Raw genomic sequence first — 3,975 nt, forward strand, 5'->3', positions numbered from 1 at the left:
CGCCGAGTTGCGTGCGCAGATCGGCCTCCTTGCTGACGAGTTCGGCATATTGGGCGCGCAGGCGTTCGATCACCGACGATTGAATGGCCTCGGGGGTCGCATCGGGCCCGAAGGCCGTGCCGCGGGCATCCCTGATCTGCTGAAGTCGGGTGCGGGCTTCGGCCGTCCGCGCACGGGCGCCGACGATGCGGTTGTTGCTCTCCGCGAGTTGCTGCTCGCTGATCAGCCGGCCGCTGGCCGAGATGAGACCGTTTTCGGCCTTGAAATGTTCGACCTTGTTCTCGGCGTCGTTGACCTGCCGCCGCAGGTCGTCGAGCCGGGAGCGCAACTCCCCCGACGCGCGCGTGGCCGCATCGGCGCGTGCGCTTGCCTGGTCTTGGAGATAGGCGCTGGCGATGGCGTTGACGATGCGCGCGGCTTTGTCCGGATTGCTCGCGGTGACGACGACATCCACCACGAAGACCTTGTCTGCCCGTTTGACGGCGAGCTTGCGCCGCAATGCGCGCACGGCGCGAGCCTCGGCTTTCGTCGTTTCAGCGGCCTCGCTTCCCTGATCGGCCCCCTGCACGGATCGCAGGGCCCAGTTGAGGAAGCCGTTTCCAGGCGCGCCAAATTCCGGATCGGTCAGCAGACCGGCCGCGATGGAGGCGCGCGTCAGCACGGAATCCGATTCGATCACGCGGGCCTGGCTCTCGACCTGGATCACGCCGCCGTCGGGCGCCATCGCGATCGGATTGACGTCGTTCGTGACGATCTGCTTGTCGCGCGGATCGATCAGGATCTGCGCGGTCGCCGCGTAGAGCGGCGGTGCGAGCATCCCGTAGGCGAAAGCGATGGCCGTGAGGAGCGCCGCCGTCCCGATGACCCATGCGCGCCGTGCGCTGAGGATGCGCCACAGGTCGCCGATCTCGGCACTCGTGTCCGGTTGAGACCGAGCGGGACGCATGCGCTCGCCGTGATCGATCCAATCCGCCGCCGCTATGTGTCTGTCAATCTGTGCCATCGATCTCTACGAGTCACGACCGGGCGGACGTTTGCGGATCCTGCCGCCTATTGAAGCGGCGACTCACTGAGGAATCCCCAACGGATCGGGCTTTTTCGCAATCGGTCCTGAACGTGGAAAACAAATGGTTAATCACGGTCCGATCTTGTTTACGGCAGATCTGTCGATCTGCATCGACTGCAGAGTTGTCTATTTCTTCATATTGTCTGCGCTTAGAACCTTCAAAGACTGATCGTCGGGGTGATCCGGGCTGCCCTGACCCGAGGCGAAGCTGAAATGCATCTGAGACTGCGTCTGGACGGGCTGAACCCGCGCCGCTGGCATGTGCGGCTTGCCGAACGCATCGCCGCATTGCCTGGAATGTCGGTCGAGATCGACCGGCGTCCGGGGCAGGGCGCTCTACCCGACAATGCCGGCCTGTTGTTTCGTCTCGAAGCGATGCTGAACCGCCGCCCACTCGATGGATCGTGGAGCACGGTGGAACCCGGAGCGCTCGCGGCCTTTCCGCCGCCGTCGACGAAAAAGCCGGACCTCGTCATCGACCTTTGCGGGGACGCGGAGCCCGACGCGAACCAGCGGATTTGGCACCTCGCCTTCGATGGGCATTCGGGTGAAGCCGCTCTGCTCGGTGCCCTGCTCGCCGGCCGTGCGCCGGTGGGGACTCTGTCGGAGGGGGGATGCATCATCGCCACGGGGCGCTTTGGTACCGAGGCCGGAGGTGTCCTGCTGACCGCCTTCGAGGACGGCTTGGCGCGCACCACAACGCTGATCCTGTCGGCGCTCAGCGGACCGGCATCGAAGATGTCCCCCTTCAACTCTGGCGAGCCTCGTTCGCACCGGAATGAGACGGAGCACGTCGATGGGGCGGCGCCTCGAGGGCTCGGCGCTGCGGCCTTGGGGAAGCGCGCCTCGCGGATGCTGGCCTGGTCGATCGTCCGGCGTCTCTATCATCTCTGCTACCGGGCACCGCATTGGCGGGTGGGCTGGCGCGCACTCGGGGGCGGTCCCGATCTCGTCGACCTGCGCGCGCACCCGGAGGGCGGATGGCGCGACCTGCCCGACGATGGACACCGTTTCTACGCGGACCCCTTCCCGATCGACCGTGGGGGGCGCACGGTCCTTTTTGTCGAGGATTATCCTCACGCCACCGGCAAGGCGATCATCTCGGCCGTGGCCTTCGGCCGGGACGGGCCTCGCGGACAGCCGGTTCCGGTCCTGGAGGAGGCCTACCATCTCTCCTATCCCTTCGTGTTCGAGCGGGACGGCGCGCTTTGGATGGTTCCGGAAAGCTGTGCGAACGGAACGATCGATCTCTACCGGTCGACCGCTTTCCCTGGAGGTTGGGTCAAGGAAGCGACCCTGGTGTCGGGCATCACCGCGAGCGACACGACGCTCGTCGAGCACGGGGGGCGCTGGTGGATGTTTGCCACGGTGCGCGACGCGCCCACCCTCGTCGGTGCGGAATGGGGGCTCGGATCGTTCTCCGACGCGCTGCATCTGTGGTCGGCACCGGACTTCCAGGGACCGTGGACGCCGCACCCGGCCAATCCGGTCCTGATCGACATCGCCTCCGCCCGGCCCGCCGGCCGCATCGTTTCACGCGATGGCGCATTGATCAGACCGGTACAGGATTGCCGAGGGGGCTATGGCGAAGCGCTGGCGCTCGCCCGCATCGACCGCCTCGACATGGGCGGCTATTCCCAGACCGTCGAGACGATCCTGCGCGCGGGACCGGCCTGGAAGGGCCGCCGCCTGCACACCCTGAACCGCAGCGCGGACTTCGAATTCATCGACGGCTCGGCCCGGGCCCCACGTTTCCGACGTGCGCCCGTCGGCTGAGCGCCTTGGTCAAGGCCAACCGATAGCCGCGCAGTGAGCGGGTCGCGCAGTCCTCAGGCGGACTCGACCGACCGCGCGGCTGTTTTAATGGAAGTGCGCGCGCCGCGCAGACCGCTCACGCCGTGGATGACATGACGCCCCAAGTAGTTGCGCCAGCGTCGGGCCGCCCAGGCCGGTCCGGGGTTGGTGGCAATCGCACGCGCGTAGAGACCGGCATGGATGCATTGTGCGTCGGCGGCGGTCTTGACGCGATCGTCGTAGAAGCTTGCGAGCTTTTCCGCGTCCATGCCCGGCGTCTCCAGCCAACGCGGGAAATGGACTGAGCAGAACCGTTCGACATCGGTGAGCACCTTGCCGATCCCGGTTCCCGGAATGGGACAGGGCGACAGGAACGCGTCCCCGAGCAGGATGACGCCGTCGCGGCGGTAATCCTCGGCTTGGACCAGATCGACTGGACGCATCTCGACCGGTCCGCTGACCGTCAGGTCTGGGCAGTGGCGCGTGAGTCCCGGCAAGGCGGAGCGCAGGACGGCCTCGGGTGAGGCTCGGAATGCTTTGACCCACGGGTCGGACAGGTCGTGGTAGGCGAACAGGTTCACCCGCATGGTCGACCCGATCGGAAAGAGGGTGACATAGGCGATCCGCGACCGAAACGCGTCGCCGTACAGGGTCAGAGACGGGAATGGAAAAGCGGATGGGGGTGCGGCGAGATTGAAGCCGAACGACAGCGAATGTTTGGTGCTGAGAACCCGCTTGGCGATGCCGGCCTTGCGGCGCAGCGTATCGCCCAACCCCGTCGTCAGGACGATGAGCCGTCCATCGAGACGGCGACCGTCATTCAGTGTGACGCTCTGCTGGACAGGGCCAGTCTCGATCTCCTTGACGCGACCAATCGTGAGGGCCGCGGATGCCGGAAGCGCATTGCGCATGGCATTGACCAGATCCGCGTAATGCAGGCCATATTCCCGAACGGGAAGGCGTGACACCAGCCGCTGGAAACGCGAGACCCAGATCTCGTTCACGGCGGTGGTGGCATTACGGGCCTGCCGACCGAGACCGAGGCGGTCGAACTGATCCATCTGCATCTGCCCGAGTTTCTCCGCCCGGAAGTCCGCAGGGTAGACGGCATGAAG

Annotated in this window: 3 protein-coding genes; 1 reads left to right on the top strand and 2 read right to left on the bottom strand. The window is 66.0% G+C overall.

What is annotated here, in order from left to right:
* Positions 1-1,003, bottom strand: a 1,003-nt coding sequence (locus JWQ05_RS19850; protein WP_299662351.1) for a GumC family protein, incomplete at its 3' end; no start/stop codon positions are given.
* A gap of 276 nt (positions 1,004-1,279) precedes the next feature.
* On the opposite strand from JWQ05_RS19850, the gene JWQ05_RS19855 reads away from it, so the two are divergent.
* On the top strand, positions 1,280-2,842 hold the full coding sequence (locus tag JWQ05_RS19855) for a formyl transferase (RefSeq protein ID WP_299662353.1): 1,563 nt from the start codon (positions 1,280-1,282) through the stop codon (positions 2,840-2,842).
* Positions 2,843-2,895: 53 nt separating this feature from the next.
* Here JWQ05_RS19855 and JWQ05_RS19860 read toward each other — a convergent pair.
* On the bottom strand, positions 2,896-3,975 hold a 1,080-nt coding region (locus JWQ05_RS19860; protein ID WP_299662356.1), incomplete at its 5' end, for an FAD-dependent monooxygenase.

Origin of the sequence: Methylobacterium sp. (assembly GCF_028290105.1) — a bacterium.
Taxonomy (GTDB): domain Bacteria; phylum Pseudomonadota; class Alphaproteobacteria; order Rhizobiales; family Beijerinckiaceae; genus Methylobacterium.

Excerpts from the sequence above, each read along its gene's own strand:
- JWQ05_RS19855 (WP_299662353.1), top strand. The coding sequence starts at position 1,280 with ATGCATCTGAGACTGCGTCTGGACGGGCTGAACCCGCGCCGCTGGCAT.